The organism is Myxococcus sp. NMCA1 (assembly GCF_026810205.1).
GTDB classification, from domain to species: Bacteria; Myxococcota; Myxococcia; order Myxococcales; family Myxococcaceae; genus Myxococcus; species Myxococcus xanthus_A.
This window is the reverse complement of record NZ_CP113950.1, coordinates 7,034,038-7,050,892: the sequence shown is the minus strand read 5'-3', so window position 1 is coordinate 7,050,892 and position 16,855 is coordinate 7,034,038. Positions and strand designations below refer to the sequence as shown.

Annotated in this window: 13 protein-coding genes; 6 read left to right on the top strand and 7 right to left on the bottom strand. The window is 69.9% G+C overall.

Annotated elements, in window-relative coordinates; all coding sequences use genetic code 11:
• Positions 1-6: 6 nt before the first annotated feature.
• The 4 genes from OZ403_RS29010 (at position 7) to OZ403_RS28995 (ending at position 3,990) form a co-directional block, all read left to right on the top strand.
• Positions 7-1,452: an ABC transporter substrate-binding protein/permease gene (locus tag OZ403_RS29010; RefSeq protein WP_268782307.1), complete on the top strand. Its 1,446-nt coding sequence runs from the start codon at positions 7-9 to the stop codon at positions 1,450-1,452.
• Positions 1,449-2,213: an amino acid ABC transporter ATP-binding protein gene (locus OZ403_RS29005; protein WP_140794553.1), complete on the top strand. Its 765-nt coding sequence runs from the start codon at positions 1,449-1,451 to the stop codon at positions 2,211-2,213. The genes OZ403_RS29010 and OZ403_RS29005 overlap by 4 nt, the downstream gene beginning before the upstream one ends.
• Before the next feature lie 105 nt (positions 2,214-2,318).
• Positions 2,319-3,086, top strand: coding sequence for an alpha/beta fold hydrolase (locus tag OZ403_RS29000; protein ID WP_268782306.1), 768 nt, complete (start codon positions 2,319-2,321; stop codon positions 3,084-3,086).
• Positions 3,087-3,174: 88 nt separating this feature from the next.
• Positions 3,175-3,990, top strand: a complete 816-nt coding sequence (locus tag OZ403_RS28995; RefSeq protein ID WP_237077523.1) for an SGNH/GDSL hydrolase family protein — start codon at positions 3,175-3,177, stop codon at positions 3,988-3,990.
• A gap of 19 nt (positions 3,991-4,009) precedes the next feature.
• Here OZ403_RS28995 and OZ403_RS28990 read toward each other — a convergent pair whose 3' ends face one another.
• The 4 genes from OZ403_RS28990 to OZ403_RS28975 form a co-directional block, all read right to left on the bottom strand.
• Positions 4,010-5,182, bottom strand: a complete 1,173-nt coding sequence (locus OZ403_RS28990; RefSeq protein WP_268782305.1) for a tetratricopeptide repeat protein — start codon at positions 5,180-5,182, stop codon at positions 4,010-4,012.
• Between the two features lie 41 nt (positions 5,183-5,223).
• Positions 5,224-6,168 (bottom strand): Circumsporozoite protein, encoded by a 945-nt coding sequence (locus OZ403_RS28985; protein ID WP_268782304.1) that lies wholly within the window; start codon positions 6,166-6,168, stop codon positions 5,224-5,226.
• 184 nt (positions 6,169-6,352) lie between these two features.
• Positions 6,353-7,213, bottom strand: coding sequence for a general secretion pathway protein GspE (locus OZ403_RS28980; RefSeq protein WP_140794549.1), 861 nt, complete (start codon positions 7,211-7,213; stop codon positions 6,353-6,355).
• An 87-nt stretch (positions 7,214-7,300) separates the two neighbouring features.
• On the bottom strand, positions 7,301-7,669 hold the full coding sequence (locus OZ403_RS28975) for an arsenate reductase family protein (protein ID WP_268782303.1): 369 nt from the start codon (positions 7,667-7,669) through the stop codon (positions 7,301-7,303).
• A gap of 105 nt (positions 7,670-7,774) precedes the next feature.
• Between OZ403_RS28975 and OZ403_RS28970 the strand changes: the two genes are divergently transcribed.
• The gene (locus OZ403_RS28970) at positions 7,775-9,109 is read left to right on the top strand and encodes a right-handed parallel beta-helix repeat-containing protein (RefSeq protein ID WP_268782302.1); all 1,335 of its coding nucleotides are present in this window, start codon (positions 7,775-7,777) and stop codon (positions 9,107-9,109) included.
• Positions 9,110-9,116: 7 nt separating this feature from the next.
• On the opposite strand, the gene OZ403_RS28965 is transcribed toward OZ403_RS28970, so the two are convergent.
• The 3 genes from OZ403_RS28965 to OZ403_RS28955 form a co-directional block, all read right to left on the bottom strand.
• The gene (locus OZ403_RS28965; RefSeq protein ID WP_268782301.1) at positions 9,117-10,181 is read right to left on the bottom strand and encodes a trypsin-like serine peptidase; all 1,065 of its coding nucleotides are present in this window, start codon (positions 10,179-10,181) and stop codon (positions 9,117-9,119) included.
• A 14-nt stretch (positions 10,182-10,195) separates the two neighbouring features.
• A complete protein-coding gene (locus OZ403_RS28960; protein WP_268782300.1) occupies positions 10,196-14,875 on the bottom strand; it encodes an nSTAND1 domain-containing NTPase in 4,680 nt (1,559 codons plus the stop codon).
• Between the two features lie 84 nt (positions 14,876-14,959).
• Positions 14,960-15,847 carry a LysR family transcriptional regulator gene (locus tag OZ403_RS28955; RefSeq protein WP_237077520.1) on the bottom strand — a complete coding sequence of 296 codons (888 nt, stop codon included), beginning with the start codon at positions 15,845-15,847 and terminating at the stop codon, positions 14,960-14,962.
• Between the two features lie 182 nt (positions 15,848-16,029).
• Here OZ403_RS28955 and OZ403_RS28950 point away from each other — a divergent pair, with 182 nt between their 5' ends.
• On the top strand, positions 16,030-16,785 hold the full coding sequence (locus OZ403_RS28950) for an outer membrane beta-barrel protein (RefSeq protein WP_140794543.1): 756 nt from the start codon (positions 16,030-16,032) through the stop codon (positions 16,783-16,785).
• The last annotated feature ends 70 nt before the right edge of the window (positions 16,786-16,855 follow it).

The window sequence follows — 16,855 nt, the reverse complement described above, 5'->3', positions numbered from 1 at the left end:
CCCTCCGTGCTGGTGCTGCTGGCGCTGCTGAGCGCGTGTGGCGCGGAACAGGACTCGGGACTGGCGCGGGTGCGCCGCACGGGGGAGCTGCGTTGGGGCGCGGATGCCCAAGGGGGAGAGCCCTACGCCATGGAGGACCCGGACGCACCCGGGGGCATGCGAGGCTTCGAGGTGGAATTGGCGGAGGCCCTGGCGCGTGAGCTGGGGGTTCGGGCCCGGTTCGTCCAGAACGACTGGTCCAGCCTGGTCCCCTCGTTGGAGCGCGGCTCGTTCGACGTGGCGCTCAACGGCCTCGAAGTCACGCCGTCGCGCTCCGGGCGCATCCTCTTCACGCGGCCCTACTACGTCTTCCACCTGCGCTTGCTGGCGCGGCGGGACGATGCGGCCGTCACCGGGCTGGATGCGCTGAAGGGCCAGCGGGTGGGGACGCTGGCCAACTCCCTGGCGTGGGACCTGCTCCAGCGCAGCGGCGTGGAGGCGGTTCCTTACGAAGGCGTGGAGGAGCCCTACATCGACCTGGGGCAGGGGCGGGTGCGCGCCGTGTTGATGGACGACATCATCGCGCAGCGCTACGGGCAGCCACGTCCAGGGCTCCGGGTGGTGGGCGACGTGGGGGAAGGCTACTACGCCATCGCCGTGCGGCCCGGTGAGGAGGACCTGCGGGAGGCGCTGGACACGGCGCTGGGGAACATCGCTCGCTCGGGCGAGCTGCGCGCCATCTTCCAGCGCTGGGGCATCGACAACGCCGAACAGCAGCGCATGGTCGACTGGACGGACGCGCAGACCCGCGAGGTGCTGGCGCCCACGCAGACGGCGCGCATGGGCTGGGGACAGCTGGTGCTGTTCCTCCAGGCCGCGGGCGTGACGCTGCTGGTGTCCGTGGGCGCCATGGTGCTGGCCATTCCCCTGGGCGTGGGGCTGGCGCTGACGCGGTTGTACGGGCCTGGCTGGGCGGCCCGGCTGTCCACCGGCTACGTGGAATTGTTTCGCGGCACGCCGGTGCTGCTTCAGCTCTACATCCTCTACTACGGGCTGGCCGGAGTGCTCCGGTTGGACCCCATCAGCGCGGCCATCCTCGGGCTGGGCCTGAACTACGCGGCCTACGAGTCAGAGGTCTACCGGGCGGGTGTGCTGGCCGTGCCGCGAGGGCAGTTGGAGGCGGCGATGGCACTGGGAATGCCCCTGCGGCTGGCGCTGCGGCGGGTCATCCTCCCCCAGGCCTTCCGGGTGGCGCTGCCGGGTGTGACGAACGACTTCATCGCGCTGCTCAAGGACAGCTCTCTGGTATCCGTCATCTCCGTGGTGGAGCTCACGAAGCGGATGACGATTACCGCGGTGGATGTTCGAAGCTGGCTGATACCTGGCGCGTTGTGCGCATTGATGTACCTGGCAATGAGCTATCCCTTGTCCCGGCTGGCGAGGCACCTGGAAGCGAGGCTGGAGCGCGGATGATTGAAGTCGAGAAGCTGAGCAAGCGCTATGAGGGACGGCCGGTGCTGGAGGGCATCAACGCCGTCTTCTCCCCGGGCGAGGTGACGGCGTTGGTGGGCCCCTCTGGTGGAGGCAAGAGCACGCTGCTGCGTTGCCTCAACGGGCTGGAGTCCTTCGACGGGGGCGTGGTGCGCGTGGGTCCGGACACGCTGGCACCGGGCGACGTCCGCGCGCAGGGCGAGAAGGTGCGCCGCATCCGCCGCCGCGTCGGCTTCGTCTTCCAGCAGTGGCACCTGTTCGCGCATCGCACGGCGTTGGGCAATGTGACGGAGGCCCCCATGCACGTGAAGGGCGTGGGCCGGCAAGAGGCCAACGAGCGGGGCCGGGCGTTGTTGGCGAAGGTCGGCCTGTCCCACCGCGAGGACGCGTACCCCTCCGAGCTCTCCGGCGGCGAGCAGCAGCGGGTGGCCATTGCCCGGGCCCTGGCCATGGAGCCGGAGGTGCTGCTGATGGACGAGCCCACCAGCGCGTTGGATCCGGAGCGGGTGGGGGCACTGATTGACCTGTTGGAGCAGTTGCGCGCGGACGGCCTCACCCTGGTGGCGGTGACCCACGAGATGCGCTTCGCGTACGAGCTGGCCTCGCGCGTGTTGGTGCTGCACGGTGGGCACATCATCGAAGAGGGCCCGCCCGCCCGGGTGCTCGCCAATCCACACCATGAGCGCACGCGCGCCTTCCTGGGCCTGGGCCGAGTCCCCGCGCTGCGCACCCTGGGGGCCTGAGCGCCTCACTGGCATCGCGGCCCGCCCGCCGGGCATGCTGACGGACGGGCCGGGCAGAACCGGCGCACCGGCGGTGTTCCTCGCCGCGTCCCGCGAAGGAGTGGCATGCGTCGAGAGGTCCAGTGGATGGAGTGGGGGCAGGGGCGGGGGCCTCGGGTGCTGCTGCTGCCCGGACTGGGCGCGCGTGGCTCCGGCTTCCAGGCGCTGGCCCACCAGTTATTACCCTGGGCCCGTCCCATCCTGGTGGAGTACCCCGAAGGCGAGGCGGCCGCGTGCGGCGCGGGCGCCTTGGCGCGGCAGGTGCTGCGGGCCGTGGGGGAGGTGGACGCGGTGGTGGCCAGCTCCTTCGGGGGCATGGTGGCCGCGCACCTGGCGGCGGCTGGCGCGGCGCGAGGCGTGGCCTTCCTGGGCGCCTTTACCCGCACCGAGCACCTGGGCGTGCGCGGGCTCGCCATTGGCATGATGGGCCCCATCGCCCGGTGGGCCCGGCCGGGCGCGGTGGCTGCGGGGCTCGCGGCCTGGACGCCGGTGTCCTTCGCCCGTGTGCCCGAAGTCGTTCCCACCACGGCGCTGGAGCGCAGCTCCACCTGGCATCGCGCCCTGGCCATCCGGGGCGAGGCGCCCCCACCGGAGCTGCGCAGGCTGCCCGTGTCCTGCGTCTGTATCCAGGGCACTCGGGACGTGCTGGTGCCGCCGTCCACGGTGGAGCGCCTGGCCGCGTCGCTGCCGCCGGGAACGCCCCGGCACCTGCTGCGGGGCGCGGGGCATGTGCCCTACTTCACGCACCCGGAGGCGTGCGCGGGGCTCCTGCGGCCCTGGTTGGCGGCCCTGGACGCGGCGGCGGCGCCCGAAGTGGAGAGCAGCGCCGCCTGACGCAGCCCGGCAGGGGCGGTGCGGGGCTCCGTCGGGCCAACATGGGGGATGTACGGATGGCGCCGGGATCGCTACCTTTCGGGCGCCAATGCAGAACCGCCTCACGCGATTGCTCGTCACCCTCTTCGTTGTCTCCGCGACGCCCGCGCCCGCTGCCTCCGTGCAGGAGCCGTCGCCCTCCACCGTGGCGCCCACGGCCGTACCGCCGGCCGCCGCGGCACCGGAGGCTCCCGCTCCGTCGCCCGAAGTGGCGCGCAAGCACAAGGTGCTGCTGCTGGGGGACAGCCTCATCGCCACCGGCTTCGGGGAGTACCTCCAGGCCCAGTTGGACGCGCACCCGCGCATCCAGTCGGCCCGCCGCGCCAAGTCCTCCACGGGCCTGGCCCGTCCGGACTTCTTCGACTGGATGGACGTGGGCCGCGAGGAGGTGGAGCGTCACCAGCCGGACGTCGTCGTCGTCATCCTCGGGGGCAACGACGGGCAGTCGCTCCAGGACACCAAGGGCGGCAAGGCCATCCACTGGGGACATGCGGAGTGGGAGGCCGGCTACCGTCAGCGCATCAATGACTTCCTGGCCGTGCTCTCCTCGCCCGGCCGGAAGATTGTCTGGTTGGAGCTGCCGGCCACGGGGCTCAAGCGCTTCGAGCAGAAGCTGAGCATCATCCGCGCCCTCCAGCGCGAGGTCATCTCCTCCCGGCAGGATGCGGTGCACCTGGACACGCGCCCCTTCTTCACCGACGCGAAGGGGCGAGCGCTGCGTCAGGCCCGGGTGGATGGCTTCCGCAAGCCCATGCGCCTGCGCATGGAGGACGGCGTGCACTTCACCGTCGCGGGCGGCCGTTACTTCGCCAACAAGGTGTACCCTGAGGTGCTGGGCGTGCTGGGCCTGCTCCAGCAGGGCTAGCGGCGCGGTGAAGGCCGCGTCAGCGCGGGCTCAGGGCGGTGACGAGCCGCTCGGCCTGCTCGCGGATGTCGCGGTGGGTGCTCGCCTGGGCGCGCCTGGCGTGCGTGAGCGCCTGGGCCTTGTCGCTGTCCGCCAGGGCCAGCGCCAGGTTGAGGTGGACGCCCGCGTCATCCGGGTGGTGCTTCAAGGCCTCGGTGAGGATGGCGCGCGCGGCGGCGGCACCACTGGGACGCGACAGGTGCAGTACCGCCAAATCGTTGGCGGCGCCGGCCTCGGACGGGTCCGTCGCCATGGCGGCCTCGAGCAGTTTCTGGGCCTCCGCGTCGTCACCCAGCTTGCGGCGCACCTTGGCCAGCGCCACGCGCACGGGCACGGACTCCGGGGCCTTGGCCAGCGCCTCGCGGAGGATGCGGTCCGCGTCCTCGTCCTTGCCGGCCACGAAGGCGGAGATGCCGTGCAGGTAGATGGCGTCCGCGCTGTCGGGGAGCTGGAGGCGCAGCTCGATGGCGGCGCGCATCGCCGCTTCGGGCGCGCCGGCCATCAAGCACAGTGAAGCGAACTCCCGGAAGAGGGCCGTCTCCCGAGGGCTGCGCAGGATGGCCTGCCGAAGCGTGACGATGGCCGCGCCCACGTGCCCTTGCAGCAGTTGCACACGCGCGGCGAGCTGGAGCGGCAGGTGCTCCGTCTTGTTGGCCTCCGCGGCCTCTTGATAGCGCCGCAGTGCCCGGTCCAACTGCTTGTCACCCTGGAGGGCCATGCCCAGGTACGTCAGCGTCTGGGCATTGCCGGGCTGCAGCGCCAGCGCGCGCTCCAGCTCCGGGATGGCGGTGGCGTACCGGTCATGCCCCAGCAGGGCGCGGCCGTAGTTGATGACCTCGAAGAAGCCCGCCTTGGGTTGCGCGGCGAGCGCGGCCAGCAGGTCCAACTGGCGCGCATCACCCTTCTCCGCGTCCAACCGGGCCAGGTGGCTCAGCGCCTCCGGGTGGGTGGGGTGCAGCGCCACCAGCCGTTGGAGCACCGCGCGGGCCGCCGTTTCGTCGTGCTGGGCCAGCCGCAACCGGGCCAGTCCCAGCAACGCGCTGGCATCCTTCGGGTCCTGTTCGATGGCGCGCTCGAAGTCGCGGGCCGCCTCCTTCAGCAGGCCCTGCTTCATCAGACGCGCGGCGGAGGCTGCCAGCTTGGAAACGGCCATGGGCACCGATTCTAGCGGTGGGGGGCGCGAGGTGGGTACCTCTAGAAGACCGACTCCCAGGCGTTCTTGATGCCGTTGCCCACGTCGCCCGCGAAGTCCGTCACGGCGTCCGCCGCATTGGAGAAGACCTGGCCCGCCGCTTCGGCCACCGCGCCGCCCGCGTTGATGGCGCCGTCGACCACGTTCTCCAGGATTTCGCCACCGGCAGCGGCGGCCGTCTCACCCACGGCCTTCAGCACGTTGCCGGGATTGACGGAACCTTCAATCTCCACGCCCAGGCCCAGGCCCGCGGTGGCCTCCACGCCGACGTCGAACTCCAGGTTGCCGTTCTCGATGCCGATGTTGGCGTGCGCGTCGCCGCTGACACCTGCGCTGGCGCTGGCGGTGATGCTGCCGGACGCGAGCGTGTTGTCCTCGTGCTTCAGCTCGATGGAGCCCGTGAGGCTCGCCTGCGCACCCGCGAAGCCGGAGGCCGCGGCGTTGATGGACACGTTGCCGTCGGTGCCCACGTGCAGGTCCAGCTCGATGCTGCCCTCGGCGCCAATCTTGCCCAGCGCCTCCAGGTCCAGCTCGACGGAGTACTCCTCGCCGGCAATCTCGAACTCGACTGTCTTGGAGGCCCCGGCGCCCGCCTCGATGAGGTTGGCCTCGATGTCGATGTCGACGCTCACGTCGATGCCGGACAGGCCGATGTCCGCGTCCACCTGCGCATCCGCGGAGAACGTGGGACCCTGGACGTGGGCGCGCGTGTCGATGCCACCGGGACCGGTGCCGCTCACATCGGCGCGGGCGCCGCCGGCCGTGAAGCTGGACTGGCCGCTCAGCGCATTGTGCCGCGACTGCTCCACCGAACCGGACGCGGAAGCCTGGGTGTCAACGCGCGGGCCGTTACGTCCGCCCTGGGCAGGGGGCCGGGTGTCGCGAGCCGGCGGCGGGGGCGGCGGCGGCGGGGGCGGCTGCGGACGGTTGCCAATGCGGGGGGACATGGGGGCTCCAGCGAGATTCAGGGGCGCCCGGAAGGACGCCATCTGTCCCCATTTTCCGTGATCCGATTCCCCAGTTGCCTGGCCCCTTCATTTTTTGAGAATCGAGGCCGGAGTTTTCTCGAACTGGGTGAGTTTTCGCCCCACCTAGCGCGTGAATGTGACCACATGGGCGCCTGGGTAGGACTCAGTGCGAGTGTGGGACCGAGTCGGGCGAGCCCGGGTGGGGCCTCAGCCGGCGGACGGCGCGCAGCAGGAGCTCCTCGTCCCGGGGGCTGGCCAGGAATCCGCGTGCGCCGAGCTCGCGGACCCGGTCGAAGCTTTCGTCATCGCTGCCGTGGACGATGAGGGCGCCCTCGATGTGGACCTCCCCGGCCAGCAGGCCCTCCATGGCCTGGAGGGGCGCGAGCACGACGTCCTCCGGCCCGGTGTGCAGCACCTCCAAGGGGGTGGCGGTGCGGGCCTGGAGGCCGTTCCTCGCCAGCAGCCGGGTGATGAGCACTGCCGTGACGGGCGGCCAGCCATAGAGCAGCAGGGGGCCCCCGGGCGCGAGCGAGGGGGGCGCGGGCGGCTCGGCGGGCGGCTCGATGCCATAGAGGTCGGCCAGCGCACGGGTCAGCGCCGCGTCCGAGGCGATGTGCGCCTCGACGCGTGGCATTCCGGACACGGCGCGGACGGCGTCCACCGCATCCAGCGACACGGGGGCGGGCAGCGCGATGTGGAGCACTTCCCGCTCGCCCTGGTCCAGCAGCACCTTTTCGATGCGCAGCGGGACGACCTGATACTGGCGCGCCACGCGAGCGGGGATGTGGTTCAGCAGCCTGGAGTCTGGCGGGGTCCGGTCCAGGTCCACCGCGTCCACGCCGAACTGCTCGGCGAGTCCGCGAAGCACGTCGGCTTCGGAGCAGAGGCCCTCTCGCACCAGCGCCCTCCCGAGCGGGACATGCACCTCATGGTGATGCACCAATCCCACCCGGAGCTGGGCGCGGTTGAGCACTCCCTGTTCCAGGAGAATCTCGCCGAGCAGACGTCGTGAGCCAGTCTCCATGAAGACATGAAGTCTTCACTCGACGCCCCGGTCGGCGAGAGGCGGCCCGCCGTGGGCTCGCCAGGTCGCCTGCCTTGCTGGCGGGGCTCAGCCGCGCGAGGCGAAGAGCTGCTCGTAGGCCTCGGGCTTGAAGCCCACGAGGACGGTGTCACCGGTGACGAGTACGGGACGCTTCACCAGCTTTCCATCCGCGGCCAGCCACTCGACCAGCTCCGCGTCGCTGGCGGCATCCACCTTCGCCTTTCCGAGCGCGCGGTAGCTCTGGCCGCTGGTGTTGAGCCACTTGCGGACAGAGACACCGCTGCGAGCAATCCATTGCTTCAACTCCGCCACGGTGGGCGGCATCTCGACGATGGGGCGCACCTGGTGGGCAACACCTTGTTCCTGCAACCACTTCAGCGCCTTCTTGCAGGTGCCACAGCCCGAGTAAGAGAGTACGAGGACGTCTTTCGCCATGCGCGCGCTTGTAACAGGGCACCCGCGTCCCTCCCAGCGATGAGTCCCCGGGTCGTCCGGACCCGGTTTGCGAGCCGCCAGCAGCGCGTGCTAGCGCGAAGGGACATGAAAGCCTTCCGCTTCCCGCGTTCGCTGTTCGCGCTACCTGTGGTCCTGGTGCTTGCTGCCTGTTCGTCGGGGCCGGATGACAGGCCCGCTCCCAGAGACGACGCGGGCGTGCCGGACGGCGGCGCGGATGCGGGCAGTGATGGTGACGCGGGCAGTGACACCGACGCGGGCACGCCGGACAGTGGCACCGATGCGGGCACGCCGGACGCGGGGCCGGACATCGAGATCCCCGAGGATGGCGGCACGATTGTCAGGGGGACGTTGACGGGACGGCTCACGGTGGAGGGCTCGCCGTACCGGGTGGAGGGGGATTCAAACGGGGTCGTCACCATTCCCCGCGGGCAGGTGCTGACGGTGGGGCCGGGCGTCATCCTGGACTTCCGTGGCCGGCCGGAGGTGTCGGAGCGGGACGTGGATTCGGACGCCCCCGACAACGTGATGAACCACCAGGCGGGTCGCGTGGAGGTCCGCGTGTACGGCGCCATCCAGGTCCGAGGAACGGCGGATGCGCCCGTGCTGCTGACGTCCACCAACCCCTATGGCTGGTGGGGGATGAACTTCTATGGCGCCAACTCCGTGGGCTCGGGCGACCCGGTGTTCGAGCACATGGTTTTCGAGAAGGTGCGCAAGAACCAATACAACAGCGACCGCGATTGGACGCGTGGCGCGCTGTGGGTCTACTACCCGGGTGCGGTGACGATTACGGACTCGGTGTTCCGTGACAACGAGTCCTCCGCCAACTGCGGCGCGTTGGACCTGATGTTCACCGACGGCTCGCGGGTGGAGAACACCGTCTTCGAGAACAACCGCATCCGTGAAATCGACCGCTTCGCGCAGCCGGGCACCTCTTCGATGGCTGGCGGTGGCGCGGTGTGCATCACCCACGGTCGCAACACGGTGCTGCGCAACAACACGTTCCGGGGCAACTTCGTGCAGGCCTTCGGCGGCTCGCTGACGAGCGACCTCTGGGACCGGCCCATCCTCACGTGGCCCAACCCGCAGGGCATCTTTGACCTGGGCGGTGGTGCCGCCATCCACTACTTCCAGCCGGACAATGACCTGCTGGAGGGCAACGTGTTCGACGGCAACTTCATCCCGCTGGGCCCCGGCGCGGCCGTCCAGTTGGAGGACATCGGTGGCTCCCGGACCGTCGTCATGAGAGGCAACCGCTTCGTGAACAACCGGGGTGGGGCCGGAGGTGTCATCACCTGCAACCGCGGGTCGAACACCGGCGAGCTGGTCATCACCCGCGACAACGTCTTCACTGGCAACACGGTGAATGGACAGCCGGCCACGAACATGACGGGCGACTGCGGCGTGGTGACGCAGTAGCGGCCCGTCACGGATTGGCGAAGCGGACGCCCGCGCGGCTCAGCTGCGGGTCGTCCGCCAGTTGCCACAGCGCGACGGCGTGGTTCTCCTGCCGGGTGCCACCGAAGTGCAGGCCGAGCACGGCGTGCGTCTCCAAATCCACGATGGGCGAGCCGGAGCTGCCTCCCAACGTGGAGCAGTCATGGGAGAGCTGCTGCCGGGCCGGGTCGAGCGAGAGCAGCTCTCCGGGCTGGAGTCGCTTCACGCCGAAGGTGTCCTCGAAGATGCGCAGCAGCACCTCGGGCGGCGTCCGGCTGTGGTCCTTCATCGGGTAGCCCACGCAGTACAAGGTGCGGGAGTCCGTCGCGTCCGGTGCTTGGGTGGCGAGCCGCAGCGGGGCGGGACGCAGCACCGCTCCCTTGGGAGCGCCCAGTCGCAGCAGCGCCAGGTCATGCACGGTGTGAACCGCCGCGACGCCTTGGATGGGGAAGGTGGCCTGGGCATCACGCTGGTGCTCACCCAGCCAGTCCACCCGAGGCACCACGCCGAGCCGCAGCACCCACTTGTCCGTCGCCTGCCGACAGAAGTGCTGCGCGACGTGACGGTTGGTCATCACCAGCTCATCGGTCACCAGGAAGCCCGTGCCGAGCATGCCGCTTCCGGCCAGCTCGATGCGCCCGGTGGCGTCGATGGTCCGCTCAATGTGCTCGCGGTGTTGCTCCAACATCTCCCACCCCACGGGCGGCGCACCGAAGCTGCCGTTCCGGATGGCGAGGGCAGGGCGCCCGAAGAAGGCGACGACCGTTTCCAGCGCCGTCCGCTCGGTTTCGGAGAGGGGCGTGTCCTCCCCCGAATGCTCCAGCCGCGCGAGGACCTGCGCGCCCGTCGTCAGCAGCTCACGAAGTTCGTCGCGCAGGGCGTCGGCAGTCACCTTGCCGACGACGGAGGTGGGCACGCGCCAGGACGGTGGAAAGTGCGTGGCGACGAGCGCCTCCACGCCCTCGGGGTGAAGCGACTCGCGGACCTTCGGCAGGTCGCGGAGGGTGCGGCGTGCCCGGTGCAACGGCTCACGGCCTTGCGCGGTGGTGCTCATGGAGACGTCGTGCCTCACGGCGTCGGACGGCCCGCCAGGGGGGCCGCTGGGAGAAGGACGGTGCCGCAGATGGACTGGACCGGTGCGTACTCGCGCCGTCCGCGCATGAGCGTGCAGGCCTGTCGCAGCAGGTCGTCCAGCCGGAGCGAGTAGACATAGGCTCCGTCCGAGTCGAAGGTGGCAACGCGCGTGCCCGCCTCATCGGGCACCATCTCCAGGCCGGAGCGGTGGCCCTGGTGCAACTCGGCCACGTGCCGGCCATCGGAGGTTCGCCAGAAGTGGAGCTTGCCCGACGTGTCCGAGACACCGAAGCGCTCTTGTGCATGGCGGACCTTCACGTGGATATCCGTGCTCAGGTCGATTCTGCGCACGAGCGCGCCTGAATTCGGGTCGAAGAGGTGGATGGCATCGTCCGTCACCGCGACGAGTCGGGACGTATCAGGAGAGAAGGAGAGCGCCTTGACCTTCCCGTCGATGGCCGCCAGGGGCTTCTTCTCGCCGTGGGTGGCGTCGAAGAGGTAGGCCTGTCCCATCCAGTAGACGTCGGGATGGTTGGCGACCGCGAAGTACTTGGAGTCCGGTGAGAACGCCATGACGGCGGCCCCCAGGCTCGTGGGCAGTGGCGCCAGCCACTTCCCCGTGGCGCTTTCCCAGAGCGCGGAGGACTCGGGCACGTTGGAGATGGTGACGAAACGCTCGCCGTCCGGTGAAAACGAGGCACCCTGGGATGTCATCGCAGAGGTGGCCAGAGGCGCTTCCCGCGTCAGCCGGCAGTCTCGGGCAGCGCCCAGGTAGACGGAGCCCTCGTCCTCGATCGCGAAGTATCTGCCGCTGGGGGCGAACTCGACGAGGGCGCTCTGGGAGAACGTCCTCTGCGTCTGGCACGCGTCCTCGCCAGGCACCTTGGTCCGCTGGAGGTGCGCACGGGCGCGAGGCGACGCCAGGAAGCTCTCGGTGGCGTGGTCCTCCGTGGGGGTGACGTGTCGCCATCGCCAGTGCGCGGGGAGCGAGGTCAGGTTGATTCCTTCTTCGATGGGCGGCGGCTGTGTGCGCGGTCCAAGATTCGCCTGCGCCACGTCCCAGAACCGGACCTTCACGCCGCAGCGGACGGCGAGGAACCTCCCGTCGTGAGAGAAGGCGCCCTCCAGGGGCGGATACACGCCCTTGACGTCACACGCGCCCAGCGCAGTCTGGCGCGAGGTCTCCCTGTCAACGAGTGAGAGCTGGCCGCTTTGCGGCTCCCTCACCACCATCCAACGCAAGTCCTTGGACACGGCGAAGCCGCCCGGCACGTACTCGCTCCAGGTGGAGATATCGATGGTTTTCCGCGTGAGGCCGGGTTCGGCCTGGACGAGGAGCGTGCGTCCATCCGGCGCGACCAGGGCCCGCTCCGCCCGGGAGTCCAGGGGCCCCTGGCGAAACATCCAACGCAGGGTGGCCTGGGGAACCCGGATGAAGGGATGGGCGCCCACGGGATTTTCGGCGAACTCGACGGCGCGCCGTCCGTTCTCGAAGAGGCGTCCATGGAGGGGATTGGGCGTCCAGCGTGTTCGCATCCGCGGGGAGGCCGCGCTTCCGGTGGCGTTGCCAGGCCCTCTGTCACAGAAGCGCACGGTGAGCGCCGAGGAGAAGATGTCGTCGAAGGCCGAGAGGCTGCATTCGTCTTCGAAGGACGGCATGAGCGCGTGCCCTTCGAGTTTCGTGAGCGGGCGATGATGGTCCTGACCAGAGGGCAGCTCCAGCAGACGGAGGCTGACTTCGCCGCGCCGGTCGCCGAGCACAGCCAGTCTGCTCGCAGGGGAGAAGGCGACCGAAGGGCCCGGGTCATGCGTCGTGATGCACCGGATGAGGCGCACATCGGAGGTCAGGTCGTAGAGGCACGTATTTTCTTCACCCCCCACCCATGCGTAACGCGAGTCGCCCGACAGCACGGCCTGGGTGCAGGGCTCCTGGAAGGTCAGCTCGCGCAAGGTCCGTCCGGTGTTCGCATCCCAGAGTTTCACCATGCGGTCGCGACTGGCGGACAGCATGCGGTCGCCGCTGTCCGAGAACGAAATGGCTGTGACCCTGTCATCGTGGGCATCCGGAATGGAGGGCACAGCGCCCTGGTGGCTCCACCTGAAAAGGGTGCCTCGGCGCCCTCCCAGCCAAAGCGTTCCATCTCCAGGCGAGAAGCCAAAGGCGTGGGTGTCCTCCCCTGAAATGTCGGCGTACAGCGCGTCCGTGCATTCCACGAGCGCGCCTTTCGGGCACAGGTCGACGGACTCGAACTCGCGCAGCAGGCTGGCGGTGCGGACGTCCCAGAGCCGGCTGACGAACCGCATGGACGGAGACAGCACGATGCCTCGCGTGACGAGATGACGTGAGTCTGGAGAGAACGCGCCGACGGTGCGCGCCTCGAGCTCCGCGGACAAGGGGGCGGAGTAGAGGAACGCGGCGATGGCCTCGGTCAGCGCTTCGGTCACTTCGTCCTGGGCTGCGTCCGCGCCTGTCGGCGGGCTTCCCGCGAGTTGGATGGCCTGGGTGAGCGCCTCCACTTCGCGGCCAGGGCTGCGCGACAGGCTCACCACGGAGTCGGCTTCGGAGATGCGCAACTGCAGGGAGAGCTGTCTCGAGGTCGCGGCCTCGGCGGCCATGGCAATCTCGGCCGCATCCTTCGCGGCCACGGCCTGCTTCTCGGAATCCACCGCCCGGAGGTAGAACCCGCTCACGCCCAGCAGCGCGCTGACGGATGCCCCCAGGGCGAGCCACAGGTTTCTCCGGGCCCGGCCATGCCGTCCGCGCTCCACTTCCTGGCCCCGCAGGACGTACCGTTGGGCCAGCGCGCTCGTTTGATGCGGATGGAGCGTTATCATCGCCTGCGCGCTGGTGAGCGCCTCGCCTCGCAGCAGCCGGTGCTCGGCTTCCTGGCGCTGCTGAGCGCGCTCCGCTTCCCACCAGCGCTCCGCGTCGGCCTGCACGGCTTCGTGCCAGCGGCGGAAGGCCCGGTCCACGGTGCGCAGCTTCACGAAGCGCTGCCAGTGTGTGAGGAGCGCGTCGTGAATCAGCTCCACCGTCTCCCGCTGCCGGTGCCCGTCTTGGGCCGTCACCAGGAGCCGTCCGTTGACGAGCACCTGGAGCACCGCGTCCACCTCGGCCTGCTCACCCAGGCGCCCGCGCAGCACCTCCAGCGGCACCCGGCGCCCCTTGTCCTCCAGGCCGCTGTCCGCCTCACCCAACTGCACCAGCTCCAGCAGCAGCCGGTCCGCCAGCCGGCGCTCCGAGGGCTTCAGCGGTTCGTAGACACTGTCCGCCCAGCGCGCCAGCGAACCGAGCAGCCCCGCGCTGGCGTTGAAGGCCTCCAAGGTCATCGCGCCATCCCGCGACGCCTGCCACAGCTGCGTCAGCGCGACCTCCAGCAACGGAAGCACTGTGACGCGAGCGCCCGCGCCGGACTCCACGCGGAACTCCTCCTGCGCGGCCAGGGCGATGGAGTCCACCACCTCGGGTGGGTCGAAGCGCAGGCCCACCTCCCGGGCCGGACCGGCGATGATGTCCCGCAGCTCCGAGGGCGTCAGCACCGATGGCACCTGCACCCGGTGCTCACCGAGCAAGGAGCGCAGCCTCGGCGCGCGCTCGGACAGCACCGCGTCGAAGCCTTCGCGCAGCGCCACCACGCACGTCACGGGCAGCGACTCATCCGCGAGCGCGGAGAGCTGCTGGAGGAAGCGTTGATGTTGCGCCAGCTCCGCGCTGCTTCCGCGAAGGAGCACGTCCTCCAACGGGTCGATGACCAGCACCAGCCGCTTTCCTGGCTCCGGGTTCGCGGCACGCCAGGCCTGGGCACGCGCCACCAACCCCTCTCCAGCGGGCAGGCCCGCGCCATCCAGCGCGGCGAATGGCTCCAACCCCGGGCGCAGGGTCCGGACGTCCCAGTGCTGGCTGCCCGGAATGAACGTTCCGTCCCGCAGCGCGGGAATCAGCCCCGCGTGGAGCAGCGACGACTTGCCGCTGCCCGAAGGGCCGGAGACCTCCACGAATCGGGGCAGCCTCGCGAGCAGCGGCAGCAGCTGGTCGTCCAGCACCCGCCCGCGTCCCTTCCAGAACCGCGCGTCCGATTCACGGAACGACGCCAGGTCCCGGTAGGGGCAGTCCTCCGAAGCACGCAGCTCCGGACAGCGCGCGAGCAGCTGCTCCGTGGGCGTCGCGTACGCCTCCCGCGCCTCCGAGGCCACGGCCTTGAAGCGCACCACACCCACCACGCGCCGCGTCTGCTCATCGAAGAGGGGACTGCCGCTGAATCCCTCCCGGATGTCCGAGCCGTGCAGCAGCAGCTTGCGAAAGTCGCCGTCCCCCGTCGCGTAGCCGATGGTGCCGCGGGCCCACGTGCCCGTGTCATCGAAGCCCCGTGGAAATCCGAACGTGGCGAAGCGGTGGTCCGCGCTCCGCTCCGCACTGCCCAGGGGCAGCGGCGTGGACGGCCCTCGGAGCGGGCGCGTCAGCGCCAGCACCGCGAGGTCCGCCACCTCCGTGGGGCTCGATGCATCGAGCCGCAGCCGCGCCGTGGCCTTCTCTTGGCTCTGCAGCACCTCCAGGCAGATGGCGTCGCGCTCGGTGTCGCTGAGCGTGTCGAGCACGTGCCAGCACGTCACCACCAGGCGCTCGGTGACGAGGAACCCTGTCCCGAGGACGCGCTGCCGATCCCGGCTCAACACGCGAACGACGCCTTCTCGGAGGTCACTGCCTTTCATGATGCGCGCGAAGCTAGCACGCGCACCCTGAGCTGATTCCTGGCGCACTCAAGAGGTGGATTCCGTCTCCGTGAGCGCTTGCACGATTCGGCGGGCGGCCCGTCCCAGGGGGATGCCCGCGTGGTGGTGGAGCTGGGGGCGGAACGCGTGGGTGGCGTCACCCGCCAGCTTCAGGGCCTTCAGCTCGCCCCGGCGCAGCTCGCGGGCGGCCATGTATTCGGGCAGCCACCCGAAGCCCAGCCCCTCCAGGATGGCCGCCTTCTTCCCCGCGAAGTCATTGAGATGCACCGTGGAGCGTGCCTCCAGCTCGCCGGTGCTGAGCTGGAGCCGAGGGTCCGAGCCGCGCACCGTGAGCACCAGGTGCTCGGCCAAATCCTCGTCCTTCAACGGTCCCCGCCGCCGGGCCAGGGGATGGCCCCGGTGGGCCACCAGGATGGCCTTGAGCTCCGGCAGGCGGTACGTGCGCAGGCCCGGCACGGTGGGCGGCAGCAGCGTCACCATCAGGTCCGCCTCCTCGCGCACGAAGGCTGCTTCCACGCCGGAGAGGAACTCCGCGGAGACGTGGAAGCGGGTGCTGGCGCCCTCGGCGCGCAATTCCTTCACCACGCGCAGCAGGGGCTCGGCGGGGAAGATGCCGTCGAAGACGATGCGCAGCGCGGGCTCCCAGCCAGCGCGAATCTCCGCGCACGCGGCCTCCAACTCGCGCTCGGCGGCCAGCAGCTTGCGGCAGTGCTCCAGAATCCGTTCCCCGGCGGGCGTCAGCCGGGTGCGGTAGCCGCGCCGGTCGAGCAGCGTCAGCTCCGTCTGCGCCTCGAGCGTGCGCAGCGCGTACATCACCGCCGTGTGTCCCTTTCGCAGGGCCTCCGCCGCGGCGGTGAAGGTGCCGTGGCGGGCGAGGGCGTCCAGGGCGCGGGCATGCTCCAACGTGACGTTCATGCCCGACATTGTGCAATCTTCAGACAGATACAGGCAGTTCTCTGTGCTCGTGCCACGTCCTCTGCGCTGGGCCGGCTGCTTCATGACGCGTGACGCAGCGCGCCTTATGCCGGGTGTGCGGGCCGCCCTACAGTCCCTCACAGTGAGGTGCTCCGAGAGCACCCGCTTCGACGGAGGGGTATATGACGGGAAAGCTGTCTTGGGCCCTGGCTGTGGTGTCACTGCTGGCTTCCACGAGCGCGAGCGCGCAGGAGGAGGCGCAGGCGCTGGAGTCCTCCGCGCGGGATGAGCGCAGTGGCCTGGAGCTCACCGTGGGTGTCGGCTTCCAGGTGGGCGCCGGCTACGTCTACCGGGATGGCGCGGGGCTGGACCGGCAGGTCCGCGACCTGAAGCTCAGCGACGCGGCCAATGGTGGCATCGCCTTCCTGCTGGAGGCGGGCTACCGCGTCAACTCGCGCTGGTACGTGGGCGCGTTCGGCCAGTACTCGCACGTGCTGACGAAGACGAACCCGTACACGTGCCCGGAAGGCTACGACTGCTCCACGTCGCAAATCCGCTTCGGTCCCCACGTGCAGTACCACTTCGCGCCGGACGCCGCGTTCGACCCCTTCGTGGGGCTGGGCGTGGGCATGGTCCTGCTCAACAACAAGGTCTCCGGTCCCATCACCCAGCCCGCGCCCGGAACGGTGGAGATTGACGGCCAGACGCGCGGCCCTGAGTTCGTGAACCTGACCCTCGGCGGCAAGTGGCGGCTGTCGGATTCGCTGTCATTCGGCCCGTACCTGACGGGCACGTATGCTCGCTACACCACGCGCAGCGGCACCTCGACGGTGAACATCCCCGCCGTCAATCTCACGCAGGAGACGCCGCTGGAGCAGGTGGGTGATGGCCCCTATGGCTTGCTCATGCTCGGGGTTCGCGGGACCTGGAACCTCTAATCCGGAGTAGCCGGGTTTGTGTTTCACGCGCAGTCTCAAGTGACGCGGTGCCAACACGCCGCGTCACATG

What these genes read in the sequence shown, in the direction of transcription:
- OZ403_RS29005 (WP_140794553.1), top strand. Translation starts at nt 1,449, where the DNA reads ATGATTGAAGTCGAGAAGCTGAGCAAGCGCTATGAGGGACGGCCGGTG.
- OZ403_RS29000 (WP_268782306.1), top strand. Translation starts at nt 2,319, where the DNA reads ATGCGTCGAGAGGTCCAGTGGATGGAGTGGGGGCAGGGGCGGGGGCCT.
- OZ403_RS28995 (WP_237077523.1), top strand. Translation starts at nt 3,175, where the DNA reads ATGCAGAACCGCCTCACGCGATTGCTCGTCACCCTCTTCGTTGTCTCC.
- OZ403_RS28990 (WP_268782305.1), bottom strand. Translation starts at nt 5,182, where the DNA reads ATGGCCGTTTCCAAGCTGGCAGCCTCCGCCGCGCGTCTGATGAAGCAG.
- OZ403_RS28985 (WP_268782304.1), bottom strand. Translation starts at nt 6,168, where the DNA reads ATGTCCCCCCGCATTGGCAACCGTCCGCAGCCGCCCCCGCCGCCGCCG.
- OZ403_RS28980 (WP_140794549.1), bottom strand. Translation starts at nt 7,213, where the DNA reads ATGGAGACTGGCTCACGACGTCTGCTCGGCGAGATTCTCCTGGAACAG.
- OZ403_RS28975 (WP_268782303.1), bottom strand. Translation starts at nt 7,669, where the DNA reads ATGGCGAAAGACGTCCTCGTACTCTCTTACTCGGGCTGTGGCACCTGC.
- OZ403_RS28970 (WP_268782302.1), top strand. Translation starts at nt 7,775, where the DNA reads ATGAAAGCCTTCCGCTTCCCGCGTTCGCTGTTCGCGCTACCTGTGGTC.
- OZ403_RS28965 (WP_268782301.1), bottom strand. Translation starts at nt 10,181, where the DNA reads ATGAGCACCACCGCGCAAGGCCGTGAGCCGTTGCACCGGGCACGCCGC.
- OZ403_RS28955 (WP_237077520.1), bottom strand. Translation starts at nt 15,847, where the DNA reads ATGAACGTCACGTTGGAGCATGCCCGCGCCCTGGACGCCCTCGCCCGC.
- OZ403_RS28950 (WP_140794543.1), top strand. Translation starts at nt 16,030, where the DNA reads ATGACGGGAAAGCTGTCTTGGGCCCTGGCTGTGGTGTCACTGCTGGCT.